We start from the raw sequence: 25194 nt of genomic DNA, 5'->3' as shown, positions 1-25194 counted from the left end.
AACGTGTTCGGTCGTATCGCAATCCGCGGTGCGCGGAGTAACTCCTCACTGCCGTAACGGTAAGCGGCAGGGAGGTAATGAGCAAGCAAACCCAGGGCATTCCGGGCTAACCGAACGCCCACGGAAGAAGTCTCTTACCGCCCCGGCAATGGCCCCGACCTGCCCGATCGCAGTCAGACCGCCTCCTTCCGGCCGGTCAGAGCCCGCGGTCATTCCGGCGTGTCGCGATGATCAATCCGGGTCGGGCATCTCCTCGACCTCGGTGCCCTCCTCCGCCAGCACGTCCCGCACGACCCGGTAGGACAGCCCCGGCGGATACCCCTTGCGCGCCAGCACGCCCACCAGCCGCCGCATCCGCTTCGCCGGGTCCACCCCGCGCGTCGCCGCCGCCTTCCGCTCGATCAGCCGCCGCGCGGTCCGCTCCTCCTCCTCGGAGTCCAGCGTCTCCACGGCGTCGTTCACGGTCTCCTGCGCGACCCCGCGCCGCCGCAGCTCCGCCGCGAGCGCCCGCTTGGCCAGCCCCCGCCCGCTGTGCCGCGACTGCACCCACGCCTGGGCGAACGCCTCGTCGTCGATCAGCCCGACCTCGGTGAACCTGCTCAGCACCCCCTCGGCGACCTCGTCCGGGATCCCCTTGCGCCGCAGCGCGTCCGCCAGCTGCGCCCGGGTCCGCGGCCCCATCCCGAGCAACCGCAGGCAGATCTCCCGGGCCCGCCCTTCGGCGTTCTCCTCAGCGGCCGCGGCGCCGTCCGCCCGCTCACCGCCTCCGGCACCCCTGCCCGCCCGCACGCGCCGCCCGGCCGCGGCGCTCGAAGCGTCTCCCGGTGACTCCCGAACCGAGCCGCCGTCCCGCTCCTTCTCTTTCGCCTCTTTCGCGCCCGTACGCCCTCGCCGCTTCCGCCCGCCCGCAGCACGTCCGGCACCCCGCGCCGCACCGTCCCCAGGCCCAGCGGAACCGCGCCGCCCTGCCTTCCGGTCCTCCTGCTCGGGCAGGCCGTCGACGCGGTCCGGCTCACCGGCGGCAGTGGCCCCGATGACCTCAGTGGCGGCCCCGATGGCCCCAGTGACCTCAGTCTCCCCAGCGTCCCCGGCGTCCCGGGCCGAGGCTTCGTCGTGAGGGGCCGGGCTCGGCTTCTGGGTCCAGGGGTTCTGCTGCTCCCAGGGGGTTGGGGGCTTTTCGGCCGCCTTGGTGCCCGCCGGCGTTCGGGCGTCCTCCTCGTTCTCGTTCTCCTGCCCCTCGTCGTCCTCTCGCCCCTCGTCGTTCTCCCTGGTCCAGGCGTTGCGGGACCAGGGCGTGGCGAAGGGGTTGGGGGGCGGCGGGGCGTCCAGGGACGACCAGGGGTCGTCCTCGACGGGCGGGGCCGGGTCGTCCTCGGTGGACCAGGGGTTCTCGCGCGTCATCGACGGCCCTCGGGAGCGGCGGCGCCGTTGGGGAAGGTCCGCGTACCGGCCGGGTACGGGACGGGGCGCCGCCGCCCTGCGTACGAGATCATTCCTCAGCCTTCGTCAAGAGACACCCGGATCGGGAATCCTCGTCAGTCGGTCACGAGTCGCCCGGCTTGGGGGTCTTGGCCTTGCGCGAGGCGGAGGCGGAGGCGGCGGCGCGGGCGGCGGGAGCCGGAGCCGCGGCCGGCGGCGGGGTGTCGCCCGCGGGGGCCGGGACCGGCTCGGCCTCCTTGTCGACCTTCGGGCCGATGCCGAGCTTCTCCTTGATCTTCTTCTCGATCCCGTCGGCCATGTCGGGGTTGGCCTTGAGGAAGTTGCGGGCGTTCTCCTTGCCCTGGCCGAGCTGGTCGCCGTCGTAGGTGTACCAGGCGCCGGACTTGCGGACGAAGCCGTGCTCCACGCCGAGGTCGATCAGGCCGCCCTCGCGGGAGATGCCCTGGCCGTAGAGGAGGTCGAAGTCGGCGACGCGGAAGGGCGGGGCCATCTTGTTCTTGACGACCTTGACGCGGACGCGGTTGCCGACCGCCTCGGTGCCGTCCTTGAGGGTCTCGATGCGGCGGACGTCGAGGCGCACGGAGGCGTAGAACTTCAGCGCGCGGCCACCGGTGGTGGTCTCGGGCGAGCCGAACATGACGCCGACCTTCTCGCGGAGCTGGTTGATGAAGACCGCGGTCGTGCGGGTCTGGTTGATCGCGCCGGTGAGCTTGCGCAGCGCCTGGGACATCAGCCGGGCCTGGAGGCCGACGTGGCTGTCGCCCATCTCGCCCTCGATCTCGGCGCGGGGCACCAGGGCCGCCACGGAGTCGATGACGACGATGTCGATGGCGCCGGAGCGGATCAGCATGTCGGTGATCTCGAGCGCCTGCTCGCCGGTGTCGGGCTGGGAGACCAGCAGCGCGTCGATGTCGACGCCGAGCTTGGCGGCGTACTCGGGGTCGAGGGCGTGCTCGGCGTCGACGAACGCCGCGATACCGCCCTTCTTCTGCACGCTCGCCACGGCGTGCAGCGCGATGGAGGTCTTGCCGGACCCTTCGGGGCCGTAGACCTCCACGACCCGGCCGCGGGGCAGGCCGCCGATGCCGAGCGCGATGTCGAGCGAGATCGAGCCGGTGGGGATCACCTCGACCGGCGCCCGCGCCTCCTCGCCCATCCGCATGACCGAGCCCTTGCCGAACTGCCGCTCGATCTGGGCCAGTGCGGTCTCGAGAGCCTTCTCCCGGTCGTTCGCTGCCATGAGGTTCGCCCCTTTTTCCGTCTGTCCTTCGGTGTCGGAGGCGACGTTACGGGGTGCCACCGACAGTTCGCGGTACCCCGACTTTACCGAACATCCGTTCGATCATGTTCCCGGCCGAGGATTTGCCCGCGAATCGCCGTGCGCGCGACACTCAAGAACCCGTACGCTGGCGCCGTCCACGGAGGGTTCCATCATGACGCTGACCGTCCTCTTCTGCGTCGACCCGCTCCGGCCCCGGCGCGTTGACCCCCACTTCGCCCGCGAGGCGGCCGCCGTACGGGACCACTACGGCGAGATCGCCCTGATCGACCACGACGCGCTCCGCGGCGGGGACGCCGAGGCGGCGGTACGGGCCGTCCCCCGTGACCTGGGGCCCGTCTGGTACCGCGGCTGGATGCTCTCCAGCGGCGAGTACGCCGCGATGGCGCGCATGCTGAAGGCGCGCGGCGCCTTCCTTCTCACGCATCCGGAGGACTACCGGCGCGCGCACGAGCTGCCCGGTTGGCACGACACGTTCGCGGGATTGACGCCGCAGAGCGTGTGGCGGCCGCTCTCCCCCGGCGAGGACCCCGGGGATCTGGGGGAACTGGTGCGTCCCCTCCGCGGCGGGCCCGCCATCGTGAAGGACTACGTGAAGTCCCGCAAGCACGAATGGGACGAGGCGTGCTTCGTCCCGGACGTGAAGAACCTCCCCGTGCTGCGCGGGATCGTCGCCAAGATGCTGGCGCTGCAGGAGGACTTCCTGGCCGGCGGCCTCGTCGTGCGGGAGTTCGAGCCGTACGACGGGGACGGCGAGGCGCGCGTGTGGTGGGTGGACGGCGAGCCGGCGCTGGTCGGCCCCCACCCGGACAGCCCGGACGTCGAGCCGGACCCCGTCCTGGACGCGGTGGCGCCCGCCGTCCGCATCCTGGGCTGCCGGTTCATCACGACCGACCTGGCGTGCCGGGAGGACGGCGTGTGGCGGGTGGTGGAGGTCGGCGACGGCCAGGTGAGCGACCTTCCGTCGACGGTCGATCCGATGGACCTCTACGCGCATCTGCCGGTTCCGGACTGAGTTCCGCCGGACGGATTTCCCCGTCTCCGGGAACGGTCCGGACGTCCCTTCCGTCCGAGGAACGACCACCCCTAAGCTATGGCCTCGCGACCGAGAGTTCCCTTTCCCCGCAGGCGTTCGCGCCCGTCCCGCGGAACCGGCCGGTCGTAGGTCGCCTCGTTTTCGAAGGACGTGTTCGCCTTGCCCCCACAGGAACAGAAGCGTCGGCTCAGCTCCCGTGCCGTCAAGATCGGGATGGTCAGCGCGCTGTCCCTCACGGTGGCGGCCTGCGGTTCGAAGTCCACCACGGCGTGGTGCGTGGACCGCATGGCGCCCAACGTGGGCAAGACCAAGGGCGGCTACCGGGTGGTCCCGGACGCCTTCTGCGACAGGCGTGACATCGAGCGTGGAACGATCTCGTACGGCCGGTACTTCTGGTACTACGGCGGCAACCGCGACAGGGACGGCTACGTGTCGGGCGGCAGCCGGGTGGGGCCCAGCAAGGGCAAGATCAAGTCCAGCAAGGGGAACACCCTGAGCCGCGGCGGCTTCGGCGGCGGCGGCAAGAGCGGGAGCTAGGCCGTGCGGAGAGCGCGTTCGAAGCCGCGCGAGAACTGGGCGGAGAAGGTCGAGGAGCACGGCCTGGCGTACCACCGGACGGCGCATCCGGCGCACCTTCCGCGCCCCTACTGGGACGAGTCGGTGCACTACGTCTTCGAGATGGACGAGGTCCTGGCGCTGGAGGAGGTCGTCGAGGAACTGCACCGGATGTGCCTGGAGGTCGTCGAGCACGTGGTGACCACCGGGCGCTACCACGTGCTCGGCATCCCCGACTGGGTGGCGCCGCTCATCGAGGCGTCCTGGCGGCGCCGGGACCCGCACCTGTACGGGCGGTTCGACCTCTGCTACGACGGCAAGGGGCCGGCGAAGCTGCTGGAGTACAACGCCGACACCCCGACGTCCCTGGTGGAGAGCTCCATCGTGCAGTGGTTCTGGCTGCAGGAGGCGTTCCCCGGGGACGACCAGTGGAACTCCATCCACGAGCGCCTGGTGGCGCGGTGGAAGGAGATCGCCTCCGAGGTGGGCGAGGGGCCGGCCCACTTCGCGTGGACCCACGGCGACGAGACGGGAGAGGAGGTCATGACGATCGCCTACATGCAGGAGACCGCCGAGGAGGCGGGCCTGCCGGGGGTGGCGATCGCCATGGAGGAGGTCGGCTGGGATCCGCGGCGGGAGCGGTTCGTGGACCTCAAGGAGTTCGAGATCCGCACCCTCTGCAAGCTGTATCCGTGGGAGTGGATCGTCAACGAGCCGTTCGGCCGCAACATCCCGGGGACGCCGACCCGCTGGATCGAGCCGATCTGGAAGATGGTCCTGTCCAACAAGGCGCTCCTGGTGCTCCTCTGGGAGCTGTTCCCCGGGCACCCCAACCTGCTCCCCACGTACCTGAACACGCCTTCCGGCCTCACCTCGTACGTGCAGAAGCCGCTGCTGGGGCGGGAGGGGGCGAGCATGCGCATCGTCACCCCGGACGGCAGCGAGCAGCGCACGCAGGGGGACTACGGCAAGGAGGGCTTCGTCTTCCAGGAGTTCTGCGCGCTGCCCGATTTCGACGGGGAGCACCCTGTGCTGGGCGCCTGGGTGGTCCATGACGAGTCGGCGGGGCTGGGCATCCGGGAGACGGCGGGGCTCATCACCGATGACAGCTCGTCGTTCGTCCCCCATCGCATCCCGCTGTAAGGCACCCTCTGCAAGTCACCCCCTGTAAGCGCGTCCCCTGTCGTGTAACGCGGGGGACGCGAGTTCCGTAAGGAGACCCATGAGAACGCTGGCGAACGAGGAGAGCCTCGGCTCGATCCTGCTGGACGGGACGGGCGCGCTGCTCGCCTACGCCGCGGTCGGCCTGGTGCTGTTCGTGATCGGTTTCTACATGACCGACCTGGCCACCCCGGGCCGGCTGATCACGGTCATCCGCGAGCACCGCAACCCCAACGCCACGCTGCTGGCGGTGGCCTCGACGATCGGGGTGGGCCTGATCGTGGCCGTCTCGATCTTCGCTTCGAGCGGTGACCTGCTGGAGGGCCTGGCCCGGACGCTGGTGTTCGGCGGCGTCGGCATCGTCGCGATGACGATCGCCACGCTGATCTTCGACCGGCTGGTCGGGATCAGCATCAAGGACCTGGCCGACGACGCCGAGGACAAGCTGGAGCCCGCCGCGATCCTGCTCGCGGTCGCCAACCTGATGATCGGGTTCGTCACCGCCGTCGCGGTCTACTGATGACGGGAGGCGGTGGCCGCCTCCCCTGGACGTCCCTCAGCGCAGGCTGGGCGGGACGTCGAAGGTGGCCACCACCGCCTGCCAGACCTTCTTGGCGGGTTCGCCGTCGGCGAGGGCCTGCTCGATGGTACGGCCGCCCAGCTCGGCCATGACGTGGTCCTTGGCCACGCTCGACGCGTAGGCGTCGCCGAACTGCTGCCTCATCCGATCCCAGAACACTGTGAGCCGCACCCGCTCACGCTATCCGAGCGAGTCGGCCACCTCGTCCGGTACCGCGGGCGGCGCGTCGCCGGCCTTCCGGCCGTACTCGCGGTGCAGGCCGGTCAGGTAGCGCTCCACGCCCTCGATGACCCTGGCCGTGCGGTACGAGGGGAACACGTCGAACGCGTGCTGCCCGCCCTTCATCTCGGCGTAGACGACCGGCGACTCCGAGGCGTCGCGCAGGCGTTCGGCGAACGCGCGCGCCCCTTCCACCGGGACGAGCGAGTCGTGGCTGCCGTGGATGACGAAGAACGGTGGCGCGTCCGCCCTCAGGTAGTGCATCGGGGACGCTTTGGCGAAGGCGTCGGGGTCCTTCTCTGCGGACTTCTTGAGGACCATCCGCTCCAGGAGCCTGATCATGGGCTTCGGCACGGCGCACGCCTCCGTTCCGACGAAGTCGTACACGCCGTAGAACGGCACGGCGCCCTTGACGGAGGTGTCGACGTCCTCGAACCCGGGCTGGAACTCCGGCAGGTTCGCGGTGAGCGCGACCATGGCCGTGAGGTGCCCTCCCGCGGACCCGCCCGTCACGTACAGGCAGCCGGGGTCGGCGCCGTACTCGGCGGCGTGCTCGCGGTACCACCGGATGAAGCGCTTCAGGTCGAGGAGGTGCTCGGGCCAGGTCGCCTTCGGGCTGAGCCGGTAGTCGACGTTGAAGCCCACCCACCCTTGCAGGACCATGTGGTTGAGGAGGGGCAGGCCCTGCTCGCGCCTGCTGCCGATGACCCAGCCGCCGCCGTGGATCTCCAGGAGCCCGGGCCGGAGGCCGCCGCCCTCCCGGGCCGGCTGGAAGACGTCCGCCTTCAGCCGCAGCCGCCCTTCCTCGTGGAAGACCACGTTGCGCCGCACCCGCACGCCGCGCCGGGGGATCAGGCAGGCGGGCGGGACGACCAGGTGCCAGAACGGGTAGCGGGGGGCGCCTTCGGGGTCCAGGTCCAGCGGGGCGCCGCTGTCCCGGAGCGTGACGACCGTGCGGCGGGAGGCGATGATGCTCGCCACGGTCCCCGCGGTGCCCGCGATGCCGAGCGCCAGGCCGGTCCAGCCGGGCCAGCCGTCCAGGCCGCCGGCCAGGGCCGTCCCGGCGATGGCGGCGACCTCCGCCACCAGCAGGTGGGGCGCCAGCTCGATCGCGCCCCATGCCAGGAAGAAGCTCGGTGCCAGGACCGCCGTGTGGCGGACGGGGTAGCGGGCGTTCAGGGTCAGCAGCAGGGCCGCCGCGCCGATGGCCAGCAGGGCGTACGACATCAGGGCTCAACCTCCTCGGGGCCGTGGCCGCCCTCCAGGATGACCCAAGCAAGCATTCGCTTACAACGTGACGCGCGCCACCGGCGGCGCGTTCTGTCAGAGGCGGGGTGCAGGATGGTGACATGAGCGGTGACGTGCTCGAACGCTTCTCCCCCGCCACCCGCGCGTGGTTCGCGGGGGCGTTCGCCGCGCCCACGCCCGCCCAGGCCGGCGCGTGGGAGTCCATCTCCGGCGGGGACGACACGCTCGTCGTGGCGCCGACCGGCTCCGGCAAGACGCTGGCCGCCTTCCTGTGGTCGCTCGACCGGCTGGCCGCCCGGGAGGAGGCGCCCGATCCCAAGGAGCGCTGCCGGGTCCTGTACGTCTCGCCGCTCAAGGCCCTCGCGGTCGACGTCGAGCGCAACCTGCGGGCGCCGCTGACCGGGATCCGCCAGGCCGCCCGCCGGCTGGGGCTGCCCGAGCCCGACGTGCGGGTCGGCATCCGGTCCGGCGACACCCCCGCCGACGAGCGCCGCCGGCTGGCGACCCGCCCGCCGGACATCCTGATCACCACCCCCGAGTCGCTGTTCCTGATCCTGACCTCGCAGGCCCGCGACTCGCTGCGCGGCGTCGAGACGGTGATCGTCGACGAGGTGCACGCGGTCGCGGGCACCAAGCGCGGCGCCCACCTGGCGCTGTCCCTGGAGCGCCTCGACACCCTCCTCGAACGGCCCGCCCAGCGCGTCGGCCTGTCGGCGACCGTGCGGCCGATCGACGAGATCGCCGCGTTCCTGGGCGGCACCCGCCCGGCCACCGCCGTGCAGCCGCCGTCCGACAAGGTCTTCGACCTCGACATCGTCGTCCCGGTCGAGGACATGGGCGAGGTGGGCGGCTTCGTCGACGGCGCCGGGACGGCCGACCCGCGGCGGCGCAGCATCTGGCCGCACGTCGAGGACCGGCTGCTCGACCTCATCGAGGCGCACCGGTCCACGCTGGTCTTCGCCAACTCGCGGCGCCTGGCCGAGCGGCTCTGCGGCCGCCTCAACGAGCTGGCGTACGAGCGCAGCGTGGGCCCCCTCACGGAGGACCACGCGCCCGCCGAGACGATGGCGCAGGCGGGAGCGAGCAAGGGCGCGCCGCTGGAGATCGCGCGCGCCCACCACGGCTCGGTCTCCAAGGAGGAGCGCGCCGGCATCGAGGACGCCCTCAAGCAGGGCCGCCTGCCCGCGGTCGTCGCCACGTCCAGCCTCGAACTGGGCATCGACATGGGCGCGGTCGACCTCGTCGTCCAGGTGGAGTCCCCGCCGTCCGTGGCCAACGGCCTGCAGCGCGTCGGCCGCGCGGGCCACCAGGTGGGGGCCGTGTCCAAGGGCGTCATCTTCCCCAAGTACAGGGGCGACCTCGTGCAGACGGCCGTGGTGGCCGAGCGCATGCGCGGCGGCGAGATCGAGGAGATGCGCTACCCGCGCAACCCGCTGGACGTGCTCGCCCAGCAGATCGTCGCGATGGTGGCGATGGACGAGTGGACGGTCGACGAGCTGGAGACCGTGGTCAAGCGGGCCGCCTCGTTCGCGACGCTGCCGCGCTCCGCGCTGGAGGCGACCCTCGACATGCTCGCGGGCCGCTACCCGAGCGACGAGTTCGGCGAGCTGCGCCCCCGGCTGGTGTGGGACCGCGTCACCGGCGTGCTGCGCGACCGCCCCGGCGCCCAGCGGCTCGCCGTCACCAGCGGCGGCACCATCCCCGACCGCGGCCTGTTCGGGGTCTTCCTGGTGGGAGAGAAGTCGTCCCGCGTAGGAGAGCTGGACGAGGAGATGGTGTACGAGTCGCGCGTGGGCGACGTGTTCGTCCTGGGCGCCAGCTCGTGGCGGATCGAGGACATCACGCCCGACCGCGTGCTCGTCTCCCCCGCCCCCGGCCAGCCGGGCAAGCTGCCGTTCTGGCACGGCGACACCCTCGGCCGGCCCGCCGAGCTGGGGCGGGCGCTGGGCGCGTTCACCCGCGAGCTCGCCGCCCTCCCCGCCGACCGGGCCCGCGACCGCGTCACCGCCGCCGGCCTGGACGAATGGGCCGCCGCCAACCTCGTCTCCTACCTCGCCGAGCAGCGCGAGGCCGCCGGGCACGTCCCCGACGACCGCACCCTCGTGGTCGAACGGTTCCGCGACGAGCTGGGCGACTGGCGGATGGTCGTCCACTCCCCGCTCGGGGCCCGCCTGCACGCCCCCTGGGCCCTGGCGATCGCGGGCCGCCTGCGCGAGCGCTACGGGGTCGACGCCCAGGCGATGCACGCCGACGACGGCATCGTCATCCGCATCCCCGACATGGACGAGCCCCCGAGCCTCGACCTCGCCGTCTTCGACCCCGACGACATCGAGCGGATCGTGGTGGACGAGCTGGGCGGCTCGGCGCTGTTCGCCGCCCGCTTCCGCGAGTGCGCGGCCCGCTCGCTGCTGCTCCCCCGGCGCCGTCCCGACCGGCGGATGCCGCTGTGGCAGCAGCGCCAGCGCGCCGCCCAGCTCCTCGCGGTCGCGAGCAAGTACCCCTCGTTCCCGATCGTCCTGGAGACGATGCGCGAGTGCCTCCAGGACGTCTTCGACGTCCCGGGCCTCGTCGGCCTGATGCGCGACCTGTCCGGCCGCAAGGTGCGGCTCGTCGAGGTGGAGACGCCCGAGCCCTCCCCGTACGCGCGGTCGCTGCTGTTCCACTACGTGGGCGCCTTCATGTACGAGGGCGACTCCCCGCTGGCCGAACGCCGCGCCCAGGCCCTCGCCCTCGACACCGCGCTCCTGTCCGAGCTCCTCGGCCAGGCCGACCTGCGCGAGCTGCTCGACCCCGAGGTCGTCGCGGACACCGAGCGCGAGCTGCAGCGGCTCGCCGCCGACCGCCGCGCCCGCGATCTGGAGGGCGTCGCGGACCTCCTGCGCGGCCTGGGCCCGCTGACCACCGCCGAGGTGATCGCCCGTACGGCGCCGGCGGAGGCGCCCGGGACGCCCACGCCATCCGAAGGAGCGGACGGCGACGCGGGCCCGGAGCCGCGTGCCGCCGCCGAGGCACCCGGCGATCCCGGCGCGGCCGGGTGGCTGGAGGACCTGGAGGCGACCCGGCGGATCATCCGGGTGCGCGTCGCGGGCGAGGAGCGCTGGGCCTCGATCGAGGACGCCGGGCGGCTGCGCGACGCGCTCGGCGCGCCGCTGCCGGTGGGCGTGCCCGAGGCGTTCCTGGAGCCGGTGGACGACCCCCTGGGCGACCTCGTCTCGCGGTACGCCCGCACGCACGGGCCGTTCCGGGCGGCCCGCGCCGCCGTCCGCTTCGGCCTCGGCCCGGCCGTCGTCGTCGAGGCCCTGCGCAGGCTGGCGGCCGCCGGCCGGGTGGTCGAGGGCGAGTTCCTGCCCGTCGAGAGCGTCTCGGGACCGCTGACGGGCGAATGGTGCGACACCGGCGTGCTCCGGACGCTGCGGCGCCGCTCCCTCGCGCGCCTGCGCGCCGAGGTGGAGCCCTCGCCGCCCGAGGCGCTCGGCCGCTTCCTGCCCGTCTGGCACGGCATCGCGGGCGGCTCCCGGCTGCGCGGCATCGACGCCCTCGTCCAGGCGGTCGAGCAGCTCCAGGGCGCGGCGGTGCCCGCGTCCGCGCTGGAGAGCCTCGTGCTGCCGGCCCGCGTCCAGGGCTACACCCCCGCGATGCTCGACGAGCTCACCTCCGCCGGCGAGGTCGTCTGGGCGGGCCAGGGCGGGCTTCCCGGCGGCGACGGCTGGGTCTCGCTCTACCTGGCCGACACCGCGCCGCTCCTGATGCCGGAACCGGCCGAGATCACGCTCACCCCCGTTCACCAGGCCGCGCTCGACGCGCTCTCCGACGGCGGGGCGCTGTTCTTCCGCATGCTCTCCGACCGCGTCAACGCCCAGGTCACGGTCAACGACCAGGACCTGGTCGCGGCGGTGTGGGACCTGGTCTGGGCGGGCCACCTCACCAACGACACCCTCGCCCCGCTCCGGTCCGCCCTGGGCTCGGGGCGGCCGACGCACCGGTCGCGGACGACCCGGCGCGGGCGCCCCGTGCTCCCGTCCCGCACGGGCCCGCCCACGGTCGCGGGGCGCTGGTGGCCGCTCCCCGCCCGGGAGACCGGCGCGACCCTGCGCTCGCACGCGCTCGCGGAGGCGCTCCTCGACCGCTACGGGATCGTCATCCGGGGAGCCGTCGCCGCCGAGCGCACGCCCGGCGGGTTCGCGGCCGTCTATCCCGTCCTGCGCGCGTTCGAGGAGAGCGGCCGCTGCCGCCGCGGCTACTTCGTCGAGGGCCTGGGCGCCGCCCAGTTCGCCATCCCCGGCGCCGTCGACCGCCTGCGCGCCCTGAGGCCGGCCCCGCCGGCGCCGCCCGCCGACCCCTGGCAGACCCCGCTCCCCGGCGAGCAGGACCGGTCCGGCCGCCGCGCCCTCGTGCTGGCCGCCGCCGACCCGGCCAATCCGTACGGCGCGGCCCTCCCCTGGCCCGCCCGCGAGGACGAGGTGGCGAGCGGCCACAAGCCGGGCCGCAAGGCGGGCGCCCTGGTCGTCCTGATCGAGGGGGAACTGATCCTCTACGTCGAACGCGGCGGCCGCACCCTCCTCACCTGGGGCGCCTCCCCCGACGTCCTGCAACCCGCGGTCGACGCGCTCGCCCTGGCCGTCCGCGAGGGCGCCCTGGGCCGCCTCACCGTCGAACGCGCGGACGGCGAGGCCATCTCCAACTCCCCGCTGGCGTCCGCCCTGGAGTCCGCCGGCTTCCACCCGACCCCGAAGGGCCTCCGCCTCCGCGCGTAGCGTCCTCGCAGCCCCGCCCCACGGCGGCCGCCCACGACGGCGAGCCCGCCGTGCCCGCTCCCCGGGCGTGCGAGCACTCGCCGCTTGCGCGCCCGCCCCGGAGGCCCCCCTACGCCACCGCTCAAGCGGGACGCTGCTTACACCCGTGCATCGACTCCCGAGGACGGGAGGCCGGGTCCGCGGGACGCCCGAGGTCAGGCGGCGTTGGCGAGTTCTTCTTCTCGGGTGGGTGAGGGCGCGTCGGGAGCGCGGGAGCGGGGGCGGGTCAGCGGGACGGCCACCGCGCAGACGGCGACGCCGCCGAGGGAGAGCGGGGTCATCGTGCCGCCGAACATCAGCCAGGACCACAGCATCGTGGCGGGCGGGGTCAGGTAGAGGAGGCCCGAGACGCGGGCGACGCCGCTGCGCGCGAGGTTGACCCAGTAGAGGCCGTAGCCGCCGAACATGGCCAGGACGACCAGGACGGCGATCGCGGCCCAGAACGCGGGGTCGGCGGGCGGGGCGAGCGTCCCGGAGGCCAGGGCGAGCGCGCTGAAGAGCACGGCGCTGATCCCCGCCTGGACGGCCAGGGCGTCGATGACACCGATCGTCGGGCGGGTGCGGCGTTCCAGGAGAGTGGCGGCGACCAGGGAGAGCATGGCGCCGACCGGCAGGGCGTAGGCCCACGGGGGCGCGCCCGTTCCGAGGTCGCCGCCGACCACGAGCGCGACACCGCCGAGTCCCACCGCCAGGCCGGCGATCTGGCGGCCGGTGACGGACTCGCCGAGGAGCGGGACGGCCAGGGCGACGGCCACGATGGGCTGGAGGGCGGCGATCAGGGCGCTGGTGCCGGACGGCACGCCGTGCTCGACGGACGCGAAGACGCCGTACAGGTAGCCGACCTGGCCGAGCGTGCCGATGAGGACGTGCAGGCCGAGGTCGCGCGGGGGCAGCCGGGGGCGCCGCCACAGCAGCCAGGCGGCCAGCGGCACGACGGCGATCAGGAACCGCCAGGCCAGCAGGGTCGAGGCGGGGGCGCTTCGCGCGCCGAGTTCGGCGCCGATGAAGCCGGAGCTCCACAGGATGACGAAGCCGCCGCCGAGTAGGACGTCCTTCTTCATGGGGGATCACCTCCGCAGGTATACATACCGGTATAGATAGTAGCTAAACCGGTGGGTATACTCGCGGTGTACCTGGCGCACCCGAGGGAGGCGGAATGGAGCGGACGATGACGCCGGCGGCACGGCGGGTGCTCGACGTGGCAGGCCGGCTGTTCTACGAGCGCGGCGTCGGCCAGGTCGGCATGGAGCTGATCGCCGCCGAGGCGAACGTGACCAAGAAGACGGTCTACGACCGGTTCGGCTCCAAGGAGGCGCTCATCCTGGCCTACCTGCGGGAACGCGACGAGCGCTGGCGGGTCTTCCTGGACGCCCGGCTGGCGGACGCCGGCGGTCCCAGGGAGCGGATCCTCGCGACGTTCGACGCGATCGGCGACTGGCTGCGCACCGAGAGCGCGCGGGGCTGCTCGATGGTGAACGCCTGCGCCGAGCTGCCCGATCCGGCGCATCCCGTGCACCGGACGGCGGCCGAGCAGAAGGCGTGGCTGCGGAACCTGTACGCGGAGCTGGCCGCCGAGGCGGGGTTCGGCGCGGCGATGGCGGACCGGCTGCTGATCCTGCACGAGGGCGCGGTGGTGGCGTTCAGCGTCGGGAACATGCCGGACGCGGCGCGGACCGCCCGCGCCACCGCCGAAACGATCATGAACGCCGGGACCTGACCAGCGACACCAGCCCGCGGAACGCCCGCTCGTCCATCGACCCGAACGGGTTGTCGTGGACGACGTACGTCCAGGTGGCCGAGGGGCGCCGCGTCCCGGCGTCGACCTCGTCCAAGCCGGCGAGCTCGGCGAACGCGGCGGCGGCCCGGTCGCGGGCGCGGTCGAGCAGCCGCTTGCCCGCCGGCACGGCCTCGCGGTGGAACTCGGTCAGCGGGTCCAGCCCGCGCCCCAGCGACCGCAGGTGGATGCCCTCGCGCAGGTCGGCGAGGTAGGCCAGATGCTCCGACCAGCAGCGGTCCAGGTGGAACAGCAGCAGCCGGCGGGCGGCCCCCGCGACGTCCCCGCCGAGTTCCGCGTGGCGGTCCGGGTGCCGCTCGCGCATCAGCCGGTCGGCCGCGTCGCCGTTCAGGACGCGGTCGCGTTCGGCCAGGAAGTCGCGGCGCTGGAGGGAGATCAGGTGGTGGTACCGCCAGGTGTTGCGGTGGATCTCCAGGTCGACGCCCTCGGCGACGCGCTGGGCGTGGCCGACGATCCAGTGCGCGCCCTTGCTCTCGATCCGCCCCTCGTCGTCGGCGGGCGCCTTGGCCTTCTCGCCCGGCGCGTACCGGGTGACCAGGTCGTCCTCCAGGCTGGTGAAGAAGACCGAGGTGCCGGGGTCGCCCTGGCGGCCCGCGCGGCCGCGCAGCTGGTCGTCCAGCCTGCCGCTGTGGTGGCGGGCGGTGCCGATCACCAGCAGGCCCGCGGTGACGCCCTCGCCGAGCCGGATGTCGGTGCCGCGGCCCGCCATCTGGGTGGAGACGGTGATCGCGCCGGGGGCGCCCGCGCGGGCGATGATCGCGGCCTCCTCGGCGTCGTTCTTGGCGTTGAGGACGACGCACTCCAGGCCGGCCCGGTCGAGGCGGCGGGCGAGCCGTTCGGACGCGGCCACGTCCGGCGTCCCGACCAGCACGGGACGGCCCGCGGCGTGCGCGGCGGCGATCTCCTCGATGATCGCGACGTCCTTGTCGACGGCGGTCGCGTACAGCCGGTCGGGCTCGTCCACCCGGATCCGCGGCCGGTGCGGCGGGATCACCGCGATCTCCAGCCCGTAGAACTCCCGCAGCCGGCCCGCCACCCCCAGCGCCGTCCCGGTCATCCCGCACCGCACCGGATAGCGCCCGACCAGCTCCTGCACGGTGATCGAGTCGAGGATCTCGCCGCTCGGTGACGCCTCCACCGCCTCCTTGGCCTCCACGGCGGCCTGGAGGCCGTCCGGCCAGCGCTGGAGCAGCGCGACCCGGCCGCGCGACTCGCTGATCAGCTTCACGGCGCCGTCCCGGACGATGTAGTCCACGTCACGGCGCAGCAGGACCTCGGCGTGCAGCGCGACGTTCACGGCGGTGAGCGCGTCCAGGCCGCCGGGCGCGTACAGGTCGACGCCGAGCGCCCGTTCGACCTCGCGCGTCCCGGCCGAGGTGAGGCGCACGTTGCGGCCCTCCTCGTCGGTGGCGAAGTGCAGGCCCGGCCGCAGCCGCCTGACCAGCTCGGCGTACGAGCGGCCGTCCCCCTCGGCGGGCCCGCCGGCGGCGCCCGCGAGGACGAGCGGGACCATGGCCTCGTCCACCAGCACCGAGTCGGCCTCGTCGATCAGCGCGACCCGCGGCGCGGGCTGCACCACGTCGCCCGGATCGGTGGCCAGCCGGTCCCGCAGCAGGTCGAAGCCCACCTCGCTGACCGGGGCGTACGTGACATCGGCGGCGTACGCGGCGCGGCGCCCGTCCGGCGCCGTCTCCTGCCCGATCCACCCCACCGAGACCCCGAGCAGCGTGTAGAGCGGCTCCATCCACCCGGCGTCGCGCCGCGCCAGGTAGTCGTTCACCGACAGCACGTGCACCCGCTCGCCGCGCAGCGCGTGCCCGGCGGCCGCCAGCGCGCCGGCCAGCGTCTTGCCCTCGCCGGTCGCCATCTCGGCGACCTGGCCGTTCATCAGCGCGAGCGTGCCGAGGAGCTGGACGTCGTACGGCCGCTCGCCGATCGCGCGCCGGGCCGCCTCCCGGCCCGCGGCGCACAGCCCCGCGAGGTCCTCCCGGGCGGCCGCCGCCAGCTCCTCCCCCGTGAGATCGCGCATGCGGGGCTCCAGCTCGCCCGCCGCGGCGACGATCCGCTCGTACGGGGCGATATCGGTGCTCCCCGGTCGCTGCAATACGCGGCGCAGCCGATCGCGCAGGGCCATGATGATCTCCCCAGGCCGGAAACGTTCCCCCGCCATGATCCCAGCAGCGGACGGAACCCGGCCCGCCCGCGGATCGTCCCAACCATCACGACGATCACCCGACGCGGCCCGATGCGACCAGGAGTACCGGTGTACCTGAAGGACGACGGCACGCTCGACCGCGCCGGGCTCACCCGCGACCTCCTCGGCATCGTGACCGACCGGCCGGGACGCGACCCGGCCGCCGTGCTCGGCTGGCTGGCGGTCCGGGCGCGCGCCGCGCCGGCGGGCCCGGACGGGACGGCGCTGACCCTCGCCATGGCCGCGACCTCCTGCTACGCGCTCTGGCGCGTCCGCCGGGTCACGGTGATCGACGCGCTGGTCGAGGCCGCGGAACGGGCGGCGGCGGTGTACGGCGCCCGGGGCTGCCCCGCCCCCGGCGCGCACCTCCACCCCGACGCAACGGCGATCGGCGACCAGGAGGAGATCGCCCGCCTGGCCGGCCGGGCCGGGACCCTGGACGCCGGCTGGCACTGCCCGCGGTTCCTGGCCGCGCTGGCCGCCGACACGCTCACCCTGCTCCGCAACGGCCGCCGCGCGCGGTTCGAGCCGCCCGACACCGCCGACCTGGACGCGTTCTTCCTGGCCGGCGGCCGGGCCGACATCGAGCACCTGACGCTGACCGTGGAGCGCCACCGTCCCGGCGGGCCGAACGACCTGGCCGAGCAGGCGGCGCTGTGGGCGGCACGGCGGCTGCTCGGCGGCGGTGCGCTGCCGGAGGAGCGGCTCCCGCTGTTCCTGACCGTGTGCTTCGCGGCGCAGCACTGCCACTGGTGCGCGACCCCGCCCGGCGTGGTGGCGGTCTACCGCGACGCGCTCGCCGCCGTCGACCGGGCGCCGCTGGACGGTGAGTGCCCGCACCCGCACGGCCATCCGGACGTCCCCCCGCGCACCCTCCTGCGGTACGTACGCGCGCTGGCCGGCTTCGGCGGCGACGGCCTGCGCGTCGACGCCGACGCCTGGCACTGCCCCCGCCACCTGGCCGAACGCGCCGGGCGGATGCTCGCGTACACGGCCGGGTACCTGGGTCTGGACGAGCCTAGGCAGAAGGTCTGAGCGCGATTTCATCCCTGCGGCGGATCCCCCGCGGTCCCGAGACCTGGGATGATCAGATCAATGGGGTTGCGGCGGCGATGACACCGCCGCGGAACGGGGATTTTCACCATGACGCCGACCACTCGCCGGGCCGCCGCCCAGCGGCGCAAGCGCCAGGTCATCAACCAGACGGTCATCGACCGCGCCCTCCACGACCCGCGCCGCGCGCACAAGCAGCCGTACGCCCGCGCGCCGCGCCCGGCCGTGCGAGAACACACCACCGCTCCCGAGTAGCGCCCGCCACCGCGCCCTCGCGGGTCAGAGGGCGAACACCTCGTCTCTCGCCTGTTCCAGGGCGGCGTGGAGGGCGCCGCGCAGGACGGGGTTGCCCTCCACCTCGCTGACCGCGATCTGGGGGCGGGTGGGGGTCATGCGGCCGACGGCGCGCTCGATGCGGGTGGCGAGGGGCGTCCCGCCGGCGCGGCCGAGTTCGCCGGAGAGGACGACCAGGCCGGGGTCGAGGATGATGTTGACGGACGTGACGCCGTAGGAGATGCGGTCCGCCAGGGCGTCCAGGAACGGCCCGCCGCGGTCCTCGTCCGCGGCCGCCGCCTGGACGCACGCGATGGCGGTGGGTTCGTCGAGTCCGTGGGCGTGGGCGAGCTCGCGTACGGCGTCGGCGCCGACGAGCGCGCCGTAGCCGCCGGCGAGGGCGGGGATGCCCCAGGTGCTGGAGGCGGTGACGCCCTCGCCGGGCTGGACGCGGGCCTTGCCGGAGGCCAGGGGCGCGCCGGGGACGGGCAGGTAGCCGATCTCGCCGGCGCCGCCGGAGCGGCCGCGGTGCAGCCGGCCGCCCAGCATGATCGACAGGCCCATGCCGCGGGCCAGCCACATGAGCGCGAAGTCGTCGACGTCGCGCGCGGCGCCGTAGGCGCGTTCGGCGATGGCGGCGAGGTTGGCGTCGTTCTCGATGGTGACGGGGCGGCGCAGGTCGGTCCGGAGGGCGGCGAGGACGCCCTCGTGCCAGGACGGCAGGTCGAACGAGAACTGGACGTCGCCGGTGCGCGGGTCGACGACGCCGGGGCTGCCGATCACGAAGGCGCTCAGCTTCCCGAGTGCGACGCGCGCTGACCGGCACGCCTTCACCACGGCGTTGTGCACGAGTTTCACGGGCTCGTCGGCGCCGTTGGGGTCGACGGTGACCTGCGCGGCGATCGCGCCGGTGATGTCGGCGATGCCGGCGGTGACGCCGTCGGGGCCGACTTCGAGGCCGGCGACGTAGGCGCTGGACGGCACGACGGCGTACAGGGCGGCGTTGGGGCCCCGGCCGCCGGCCTGCTCCCCGGCGACCTCGACCAGGCCGCGCTCCTGGAGCCGGGACAGCAGCTGGGAGGCGGTGACCTTGGACAGCCCGGTGTGCTCGCCGATCTGGGCCCGGGTCAGCGGGCCCTGCCGTACCAGCAGGTCGAGCGCGGCGCGGTCGTTCAGCTCGCGCAGCAGCCGGGGCGTCCCGGGGCGTGGGGCCATGCTCGCGTTCCCCTCGAAGTCTCAATCCGCTAACGGACGGTTTTGTTTAGGAAAGTTTCTTGTTAGTTTACGCCAAGCGTCCTGCCGCCCGGCGACCGGTCCGGGCGGAACGGCGGGGACGTGCGCAGCGCCGGCCGGCGGGCCGGGCGTCCAGGCGGACGGCATGGAGACGAGAGGGGCATGACCGGACCCTAGCGGTACGGTCGCTTCCCCACCCGCGCTCATCCCGTGCCCGCCCGGAGCCCGCGCCGCGCGGGCCGGTGCCGGGAAAAGGAGAATCCCATGAAGATCGCGAAATTCGCGGCCCTCGGTGCCGCCCTGGCGATCGGGCTGTCCGCCTGCGGTGGCGGCGGCGACGACGGAAAAGGATCCACGGGCGAGAACCCCGCGAAGATCACCGCGTGGTTCATGGGCGCCGCCAACGCGCCCCAGGACAAGGTCCTGGCCCAGGCCAAGGCGGACTTCCAGCAGAAGCACCCCAAGACCGACGTCGAGGTCGTGTACGTCCCCTGGCCCGACGCGACCAAGAAGCTCCAGGACGCGCTGAACACCGGCCAGGGCCCGGACGTCGTCGAGATCGGCAACGACCAGGCGGTGACCTGGGCGGCGCAGGAGGCGCTCGCCGACGTCACCAAGCAGTACGGCGGCTGGGCCGAGGGCAAGGACCTCATCAAGGGCTCGCTGGAGCTCGGGCAGCTCGACGGCAAGACGTACGCGGTGCCGTGGTACGCGGGCGTCCGCGTCGTCTGGTACCGCAAGGACCTGTTCGAGAAGCACAAGGTCACCCCGCCCAAGACCTGGGACGAGATGAAGGCCGCGGCCAAGAAGCTGCAGGACGGCGAGGGCGGCGACGTCGCCGGCATCGCGGCGCCCAGCGACTTCACCAACGGCTTCGCCAGCTTCCTGTGGGGCGCCGGCGGCGAGATCGCCGCCAAGGAGGGCGGCAAGTGGGTCGGCAAGCTCGACACGCCGCAGGCCAAGCAGGCCGTCGAGTACTACGCCGGCCTGGTCAAGGACGGCGTCGCGCCCAAGAAGTACATCGGCGTGAACGAGCTGGCCGGCCCGCAGCGCGACTTCGCCAACGGCAAGGTCGCGATGTACATCGACGGCGCCTGGACGCTCCCGCAGATCGAGAAGATCAGCAAGAAGCACACGTCCGACATGGGCGTCTTCACCATCCCGACGCCGACCGGGCAGATCGGCCCGGCGTTCGCGGGCGGCTCGCACCTGGCCGTGTGGCGCGACAGCAAGAGCCCGAACGTCGCGTTCGACTACCTCGCGTCGGTGGCCAGCAAGAAGAACGCCAAGGCGTTCGCCGACGGGCTGAAGTTCTTCCCGCAGTACAACGACCTGCTGCAGGGCGGCGGGTACGGCAGTGACCCGATCCAGGGCCCGGCCGCGCAGCAGATGGCCAACGTCAAGGGCGCGCCGAAGACGCCGAACTGGACCGAGGCCGACCAGAACAAGAAGATCATCCCGACCATGCTCAAAGAGGTCATGAACGGGACCCCGGTCGACCAGGCGATCGCCAAGGCCAACAAGGCCCTGACCGACACCCTCAACCAGAGCTGATGGCACAGACCGTCCAGGTGGCGGGCCCCGCGCCGGACCGGACCGAGTCCGGTCCGGCGCCGGGCCGCCCCCGCCGCGCCGGGTCCCGCTTCCGGGCGGGGCCGTACCTGCTGATCATCCCCACCGTCGCGATCATCGCGGCGCTGATCCTGTACCCGATCGGCCAGCTCGTCTGGATGTCGTTCCACAAGATCGGCTCCCGCGAGGCGCGCGGCCTGGAGCCGGCCGAGAACGTCGGGCTGGAGAACTTCCGGACCGTCCTCGGTGACGGCTTCTTCTGGAAGGTGCTGGCCAACACCGTCGCCTCGGCGGCCGCGATGGTGGTCCTCACGCTGGTGCTGGGCACTCTCGTCGGGCTGCTGCTCCAGCGGCTCGGCCGCAAGATGTCGCTGCTGGTCTCGGCCGGGGCGCTGCTGGCCTGGGCGACCCCCGCGATCTCGGCGGCGATCGTCTACAAGTGGCTGTTCACGCCGGGCGGCGGCATCGTCCCGTGGTTCCTGGACGCGCTGCCCGACCGGCTCGCCGGCACCGGCTGGAACGACTACAACTGGTTCGGCAGCCCCGGGACGACCTACTTCGTCCTGGTGCTGTGCGTGGTCTGGCAGGGGTTCCCGTTCATCGCCGTCTCGGTGCTGGCGGGGCTCAGGAGCGTGCCCGGCGAGCTGTACGAGGCGGCGCAGGTGGACGGCGCCGGCCCGTGGCGGACGTTCTGGCAGATCACCTTCCCGCTGCTGCGGCCGGTGTTCCTGGTGCTGACGGTGCTGTCGATCATCTGGGACTTCAAGATCTTCACGCAGCTGTACTTCCTGTCCGGCGGCACCGCCAACCGCGACTCGTTCAACCTGTCGATGTACGCCTACTCGGCCGCGGTGGCGTTCCCGGCCAAGTACGGCCTGGGCGGCGCGATCGCGCTGATCCTCACCGTGATCCTGCTGATCTTCACCGGGTTCTACGTGCGCGTCATGGTCAAGCAGGGGGAGGTCGCGTGAGCTTCCGTACGAAGCGGTCGACGAAGATCGCGCTCAACGGGGCCGGGCTGCTGGTCTTCCTCTTCGCCGTCTTCCCCGTCTTCTGGATGGTGATGACCGCGTTCAAGACCGACGAGGACATCAACTCCAGCACGCCGCTGCCCGTACCGCTGCACTGGACGCTGGAGCACTTCCGCGCCGTGTTCAGCGGGCAGGGGCTGGAGTTCGGCATCCTGCACTTCTTCGGCAACAGCCTGATCGTCGCGCTGGTGACGGTGGCGGTCTCGGGCGTGGTGGCGCTGCTGGCCGCGTACGCGGTGGCGCGGACGCGGTTCCGCGGCCGGGCGAGCTTCCTGGTCATGCTGATCGTGGTGCAGATGGTGCCGCTGGAGGCGCTGATGCTGCCGCTGATGCTGAACGCGCAGCGGCTGCAGCTGCTCAACAGCCTGACCGGGCTGATCATCGTGTACATCGGGTCGTCGCTGGGCTTCTCGATCCTGATGCTGCGCGGCTTCGTGGCCGCGATCCCGCGGCAGCTGGAGGAGGCGGCGGCGCTGGACGGCGCGTCCAACCGGACGATCTTCTGGCGGATCACGTTCCCGCTGGTGGCGCCCGGGCTGGTGGCGACGAGCATCTTCTCGTTCGTGACCGCGTGGAACGAGTTCGTGATCGCGTTCGCGTTCCTCAAGGACCAGGAGAAGTACCTGCTGCCGCTCACGCTGTCGTACCACTTCGGCCGGACGCAGGTGGAGTGGGGCTCGATCATGGCGGCCTCCACGCTGTTCACCATCCCGGTCATGATCTTCTTTCTCATCGTTCAGCGCCGGATGGTGTCCGGCCTGGTGTCAGGGGCGGTAAAGGGTTGAGCGACCACCAGAGGGACGACGAGATCGCACGGCTGGCGCGGGGCACGCTGCTGCCCGCGTTCGGCGGGGCCGTGGCGCCCGGCTGGCTGCTGGCCGAGCTGGAGCGCGGGCTGGGCGGGGTGACGCTGTTCGCGATCAACGGCAACGTGCCCGGCACCGAGGAGCTGGCCGCGCTGACCGCCGAGCTGCGCAAGGCGGGCACGCCGCTGGTCACCATCGACGAGGAGGGCGGCGACGTCACCCGGCTCGGCGGCCACCTGACCGGCAGCCCGTACCCGGGCAACGCCGCGCTCGGCGCCGTGGACGACCCGGCGCTGACCCGCCGGGTCTACCGCTCGCTGGGCGCCGAGCTGGCCGAGGTGGGGGTCAACCTCAACTTCGCGCCGTCGGTGGACGTCAACACCGCCGACGACAACCCGGTGATCGGCACCCGGTCGTTCGGGTCCGACCCGGAGCTGGTCGCGCGGCACGCCGCGGCGGCCGTGACCGGCACGCAGGAGGCGGGCGTGGCGGCGTGCGCCAAGCACTTCCCCGGCCACGGCGCCACGTCCACGGACTCCCACCTCGGCGTCCCGGTCGTGGACGCGGGGCTGGAGGTGCTGGACCGGCGGGAGCTGCCGCCGTTCCGGGCCGCGATCGACGCGGGGGCCAGGGCGGTCATGACCGGGCATCTCGCCCTGCCGTCGGTCACCGGCGACGTGCCCGCCACCCTCTCCCCCGCCGCGATCACCGGGCTGCTGCGGGAGCGGCTGGGGTACGAGGGCGTGATCGTCACCGACGCCCTCGACATGGACGGCGCCAGCGGGGCGATCGGCATCCCCGAGGCGGGCGTGCGGGCGCTGGCCGCCGGCGCCGACCTGCTGTGCCTGGGCCCGCGCGAGCACGAGGACAGCCTGCGCGCCACGCTCGCCGCCATCGGCGCGGCCGTGCGGGAGGGGCGGCTGCCGCTGGAGCGCCTCGCCGACGCCGCCGGGCGGACCCGGCGGCTCAAGGAGTGGCTGGCCGGCCGCGGTCCCGCCGTGGTCGACCGGTCCGCCGGTCTGGACGCGGCGCGCCGCGCGGTCCGGGTCGCCGGCGAGCTGCCCCGCTGGAACGGCACGCCGCCGCTCGTCGTGGAGCTGGAGGCGGCCGGCAACATCGCGGTCGGCCCGACGCCGTGGGGGCTGGGCCCGTGGGCGCCCGGCATGGTGCGGGCGGCCGGGGCGAACGGCGAGGTGGAACCCGTCTTGGAACGTGCCCAGGGCCGCGGCCTCGTCGTCGTCCTCCGCGACGCGCACCGGCACACCGCCCAGCGGGCGTTCGCCACGGCGGTGCTGGCCGCCCGGCCGGACGCCGTGCTGGTGGAGATGGGCCTGCCGGTCTGGGCGCCCGAGGGGGCCGTGCACCTCGCCACCTACGGCGCCGCGGAGGCCAACGCGCGGGCCGCCGCCGAACGGCTCGGGCTCACGGCGGCCCCGTAGAGGCGCCCTGACCGGGAGGGCAGCCCGACCAGTCCGATCGGCAAGGGATAATACGTACATGCGATTGTCCGCCCGGGTCGACTACGCGCTGCGCGCCGCGGCGGAGCTGGCGGTGGCCGGAGACCATCCGGTCACCGCGGTCCAGCTCGCCGAGGCCCAGCAGATCCCGCCGAAGTTCCTCGAGAACATCCTCGGCCAGCTGCGCCGCTCCGGCCTGGTCCGCAGCCAGCGCGGCCCGGAGGGCGGCTACTGGCTGGCCCGGCCGCGCGACCAGATCTCGCTCGCCGACATCATCCGCGCCATCGACGGGCCGCTGCTCGGCGTGCGCGGCGAGCGGCCCGAGCACGTGGGGTACGAGGGGCCCGCGCGCTCCCTCCAGGAGGTGTGGATCGCGCTGCGGGCCAGCGAGCGGTCCATCCTGGAGCGGGTCAGCCTCGAGCACATCGCGACCGGCGAGCTGCCGGCACCGGTGGCCAAGCTCACCGAGGACCCCGCCGCCTGGGAGAGCCCCTCCTTCATCTGAGGCGGTCCCGCCGTGCCCGAAGGTGACGTCGTCTGGCTCACCGCCCGGCGCCTGCGCGAGGCGCTCGCCGGGCGGCCGCTGGCGCGGGCCGACTTCCGCGTCCCCCGGCTCGCCACCACCGACCTGCGCGGACGTACGGTCGAGGCGGTCCTGTCCCGGGGCAAGCACCTGCTGATCCGCGTCGAGGGCGGCCTGACGATCCACGTCCACCTGCTGATGGACGGCCGCTGGCGGGTCCGGGAGGCCGGCCCGCCGCCGCCCCGCGACCACCGGCTCCGGCTCGTCCTGGAGAACGCCGAATGGCAGGCCCTCGGCTTCTCCCTGGGCATCCTGGAGCTCGTCCCGACGGCGGAGGAGTCCAGGATCGTCGACCGGCTCGGCCCCGACCTGCTGGACCCCGGGTGGTCCCCGGCGCTGGCCGCCGAGGCCGTACGCCGCCTCTCCGCGGACCCGGACCGGCCCATCGGCGAGGCGCTGCTCGACCAGGGCCTGCTGGCCGGGATCGGGAACGTCTACAAGGCCGAGATCCTGTTCCTGCGCGGCCTGGACCCCTGGACGCCGGTACGCGCCGTACTCGACCTGGACGCCGTCGTCGCGCTGGCCCGCCGCCTGCTCAACGCCAACAAGGAGCGGCACGGCCACATCACCACCGGCGACCGCCGGCCGGGCCGCGAGCACTGGGTGTACGGGCGCGCCGGCCGCGCGTGCCGCCGCTGCGGCACCCGGATCAGGCGGGCCGGCCAGCCGTCCGACGCGGGCGACCGCACGACGTTCTGGTGCCCCCGCTGCCAGCCACGCCACTGACCGCCGCCCCCCCGACCGCGGCCGTCCGGGTGGTCGGCGCCCGGCCGGGGTCGCGCGCGAGGCCCCGGGCGGGTCGCCGCCGGTGTGCGGGTCGCCGGATCCTGCGCCCGTACGAAGATCGTGCGCCTGCCGCGTACCCAAGTCAATTCTCGGATTTCCT

The 25194-nt window shown here is 73.5% G+C and carries 21 protein-coding genes; 14 read left to right on the top strand and 7 right to left on the bottom strand.

Annotated features, from left to right (window positions below):
* Window positions 1-231 precede the first annotated feature (231 nt).
* Complete coding sequence (locus ACA361_RS14900) at window positions 232-1401, bottom strand: regulatory protein RecX (RefSeq protein WP_375012550.1); 1170 nt, start codon at window positions 1399-1401, stop codon at window positions 232-234.
* A 142-nt stretch (window positions 1402-1543) separates the two neighbouring features.
* On the bottom strand, window positions 1544-2680 hold the full coding sequence (recA, locus tag ACA361_RS14895) for a recombinase RecA (RefSeq protein WP_375012549.1): 1137 nt from the start codon (window positions 2678-2680) through the stop codon (window positions 1544-1546).
* A 193-nt stretch (window positions 2681-2873) separates the two neighbouring features.
* Here recA and ACA361_RS14890 point away from each other — a divergent pair, with 193 nt between their 5' ends.
* The 4 genes from ACA361_RS14890 (at window position 2874) to ACA361_RS14875 (ending at window position 5991) form a co-directional block, all read left to right on the top strand.
* Complete coding sequence (locus ACA361_RS14890) at window positions 2874-3734, top strand: ATP-grasp domain-containing protein (protein WP_375012548.1); 861 nt, start codon at window positions 2874-2876, stop codon at window positions 3732-3734.
* A gap of 180 nt (window positions 3735-3914) precedes the next feature.
* Complete coding sequence (locus ACA361_RS14885) at window positions 3915-4292, top strand: hypothetical protein (RefSeq protein ID WP_375012547.1); 378 nt, start codon at window positions 3915-3917, stop codon at window positions 4290-4292.
* Window positions 4293-4295: 3 nt separating this feature from the next.
* On the top strand, window positions 4296-5453 hold the full coding sequence (locus ACA361_RS14880) for a glutathionylspermidine synthase family protein (protein WP_375012546.1): 1158 nt from the start codon (window positions 4296-4298) through the stop codon (window positions 5451-5453).
* 79 nt (window positions 5454-5532) lie between these two features.
* Window positions 5533-5991 (top strand): DUF350 domain-containing protein, encoded by a 459-nt coding sequence (locus ACA361_RS14875; protein ID WP_375012544.1) that lies wholly within the window; start codon window positions 5533-5535, stop codon window positions 5989-5991.
* Window positions 5992-6027: 36 nt separating this feature from the next.
* On the opposite strand, the gene ACA361_RS14870 is transcribed toward ACA361_RS14875, so the two are convergent.
* Both ACA361_RS14870 and ACA361_RS14865 read right to left on the bottom strand, forming a co-directional pair.
* Window positions 6028-6222, bottom strand: coding sequence for a DUF3046 domain-containing protein (locus ACA361_RS14870; protein WP_375012543.1), 195 nt, complete (start codon window positions 6220-6222; stop codon window positions 6028-6030).
* Window positions 6223-6231: 9 nt separating this feature from the next.
* Window positions 6232-7497: an alpha/beta hydrolase fold domain-containing protein gene (locus tag ACA361_RS14865; RefSeq protein ID WP_375012541.1), complete on the bottom strand. Its 1266-nt coding sequence runs from the start codon at window positions 7495-7497 to the stop codon at window positions 6232-6234.
* A 122-nt stretch (window positions 7498-7619) separates the two neighbouring features.
* Between ACA361_RS14865 and ACA361_RS14860 the strand changes: the two genes are divergently transcribed.
* A complete protein-coding gene (locus ACA361_RS14860; RefSeq protein ID WP_375012539.1) occupies window positions 7620-12272 on the top strand; it encodes a DEAD/DEAH box helicase in 4653 nt (1550 codons plus the stop codon).
* A 194-nt stretch (window positions 12273-12466) separates the two neighbouring features.
* Here the strand turns inward: ACA361_RS14860 and ACA361_RS14855 are convergent, their stop codons facing one another.
* Window positions 12467-13372: a DMT family transporter gene (locus ACA361_RS14855; protein ID WP_375012538.1), complete on the bottom strand. Its 906-nt coding sequence runs from the start codon at window positions 13370-13372 to the stop codon at window positions 12467-12469.
* Window positions 13373-13467: 95 nt separating this feature from the next.
* Here ACA361_RS14855 and ACA361_RS14850 point away from each other — a divergent pair, with 95 nt between their 5' ends.
* On the top strand, window positions 13468-14028 hold the full coding sequence (locus ACA361_RS14850; RefSeq protein WP_375012537.1) for a TetR/AcrR family transcriptional regulator: 561 nt from the start codon (window positions 13468-13470) through the stop codon (window positions 14026-14028).
* Here ACA361_RS14850 and secA2 read toward each other — a convergent pair.
* A complete protein-coding gene (secA2, locus tag ACA361_RS14845; protein ID WP_375012536.1) occupies window positions 14009-16240 on the bottom strand; it encodes an accessory Sec system translocase SecA2 in 2232 nt (743 codons plus the stop codon). The genes ACA361_RS14850 and secA2 overlap by 20 nt on opposite strands.
* A gap of 129 nt (window positions 16241-16369) precedes the next feature.
* Here secA2 and ACA361_RS14840 point away from each other — a divergent pair, with 129 nt between their 5' ends.
* Together ACA361_RS14840 and ACA361_RS14835 are read left to right on the top strand one after the other, a co-directional pair.
* The gene (locus tag ACA361_RS14840) at window positions 16370-17335 is read left to right on the top strand and encodes a hypothetical protein (protein ID WP_375012535.1); all 966 of its coding nucleotides are present in this window, start codon (window positions 16370-16372) and stop codon (window positions 17333-17335) included.
* A gap of 108 nt (window positions 17336-17443) precedes the next feature.
* Window positions 17444-17608, top strand: coding sequence for a hypothetical protein (locus tag ACA361_RS14835; protein ID WP_375012534.1), 165 nt, complete (start codon window positions 17444-17446; stop codon window positions 17606-17608).
* Between the two features lie 24 nt (window positions 17609-17632).
* Here the strand turns inward: ACA361_RS14835 and ACA361_RS14830 are convergent, their stop codons facing one another.
* Window positions 17633-18841 (bottom strand): ROK family protein, encoded by a 1209-nt coding sequence (locus ACA361_RS14830; RefSeq protein ID WP_375012533.1) that lies wholly within the window; start codon window positions 18839-18841, stop codon window positions 17633-17635.
* 282 nt (window positions 18842-19123) lie between these two features.
* Between ACA361_RS14830 and ACA361_RS14825 the strand changes: the two genes are divergently transcribed.
* The 6 genes from ACA361_RS14825 to ACA361_RS14800 are packed head-to-tail and all read left to right on the top strand — an operon-like array spanning window position 19124 to window position 25034.
* The gene (locus ACA361_RS14825) at window positions 19124-20413 is read left to right on the top strand and encodes an extracellular solute-binding protein (RefSeq protein WP_375012531.1); all 1290 of its coding nucleotides are present in this window, start codon (window positions 19124-19126) and stop codon (window positions 20411-20413) included.
* Window positions 20413-21402 (top strand): carbohydrate ABC transporter permease, encoded by a 990-nt coding sequence (locus ACA361_RS14820; RefSeq protein WP_375012530.1) that lies wholly within the window; start codon window positions 20413-20415, stop codon window positions 21400-21402. Before ACA361_RS14825 ends, ACA361_RS14820 begins: the two co-directional genes overlap by 1 nt.
* Window positions 21399-22247: a carbohydrate ABC transporter permease gene (locus ACA361_RS14815; protein WP_375012529.1), complete on the top strand. Its 849-nt coding sequence runs from the start codon at window positions 21399-21401 to the stop codon at window positions 22245-22247. The genes ACA361_RS14820 and ACA361_RS14815 overlap by 4 nt, the downstream gene beginning before the upstream one ends.
* The gene (locus ACA361_RS14810; RefSeq protein WP_375012528.1) at window positions 22244-23707 is read left to right on the top strand and encodes a glycoside hydrolase family 3 protein; all 1464 of its coding nucleotides are present in this window, start codon (window positions 22244-22246) and stop codon (window positions 23705-23707) included. The genes ACA361_RS14815 and ACA361_RS14810 overlap by 4 nt, the downstream gene beginning before the upstream one ends.
* A 58-nt stretch (window positions 23708-23765) precedes the next feature.
* A complete protein-coding gene (locus ACA361_RS14805) occupies window positions 23766-24230 on the top strand; it encodes an RrF2 family transcriptional regulator (RefSeq protein WP_375012527.1) in 465 nt (154 codons plus the stop codon).
* Window positions 24231-24242: 12 nt separating this feature from the next.
* Window positions 24243-25034, top strand: coding sequence for a DNA-formamidopyrimidine glycosylase family protein (locus tag ACA361_RS14800; protein WP_375012525.1), 792 nt, complete (start codon window positions 24243-24245; stop codon window positions 25032-25034).
* Window positions 25035-25194: the final 160 nt, after the last annotated feature.

Origin of the sequence: Actinomadura sp. 21ATH (assembly GCF_041951345.1) — a bacterium.
Classification (GTDB): domain Bacteria; phylum Actinomycetota; class Actinomycetes; order Streptosporangiales; family Streptosporangiaceae; genus Spirillospora.
This window is presented reverse-complemented; position numbering and strand designations above follow the sequence as displayed.

What these genes read in the sequence shown, in the direction of transcription:
- secA2 (WP_375012536.1), bottom strand. Translation starts at nt 16,240, where the DNA reads ATGGCCCTGCGCGATCGGCTGCGCCGCGTATTGCAGCGACCGGGGAGC.
- ACA361_RS14835 (WP_375012534.1), top strand. Translation starts at nt 17,444, where the DNA reads ATGACGCCGACCACTCGCCGGGCCGCCGCCCAGCGGCGCAAGCGCCAG.
- ACA361_RS14850 (WP_375012537.1), top strand. Translation starts at nt 13,468, where the DNA reads ATGGAGCGGACGATGACGCCGGCGGCACGGCGGGTGCTCGACGTGGCA.
- ACA361_RS14820 (WP_375012530.1), top strand. Translation starts at nt 20,413, where the DNA reads ATGGCACAGACCGTCCAGGTGGCGGGCCCCGCGCCGGACCGGACCGAG.
- ACA361_RS14875 (WP_375012544.1), top strand. Translation starts at nt 5,533, where the DNA reads ATGAGAACGCTGGCGAACGAGGAGAGCCTCGGCTCGATCCTGCTGGAC.
- ACA361_RS14890 (WP_375012548.1), top strand. Translation starts at nt 2,874, where the DNA reads ATGACGCTGACCGTCCTCTTCTGCGTCGACCCGCTCCGGCCCCGGCGC.
- ACA361_RS14805 (WP_375012527.1), top strand. Translation starts at nt 23,766, where the DNA reads ATGCGATTGTCCGCCCGGGTCGACTACGCGCTGCGCGCCGCGGCGGAG.
- ACA361_RS14900 (WP_375012550.1), bottom strand. Translation starts at nt 1,401, where the DNA reads ATGACGCGCGAGAACCCCTGGTCCACCGAGGACGACCCGGCCCCGCCC.
- ACA361_RS14830 (WP_375012533.1), bottom strand. Translation starts at nt 18,841, where the DNA reads ATGGCCCCACGCCCCGGGACGCCCCGGCTGCTGCGCGAGCTGAACGAC.
- ACA361_RS14855 (WP_375012538.1), bottom strand. Translation starts at nt 13,372, where the DNA reads ATGAAGAAGGACGTCCTACTCGGCGGCGGCTTCGTCATCCTGTGGAGC.
- recA (WP_375012549.1), bottom strand. Translation starts at nt 2,680, where the DNA reads ATGGCAGCGAACGACCGGGAGAAGGCTCTCGAGACCGCACTGGCCCAG.
- ACA361_RS14825 (WP_375012531.1), top strand. Translation starts at nt 19,124, where the DNA reads ATGAAGATCGCGAAATTCGCGGCCCTCGGTGCCGCCCTGGCGATCGGG.
- ACA361_RS14865 (WP_375012541.1), bottom strand. Translation starts at nt 7,497, where the DNA reads ATGTCGTACGCCCTGCTGGCCATCGGCGCGGCGGCCCTGCTGCTGACC.
- ACA361_RS14860 (WP_375012539.1), top strand. Translation starts at nt 7,620, where the DNA reads ATGAGCGGTGACGTGCTCGAACGCTTCTCCCCCGCCACCCGCGCGTGG.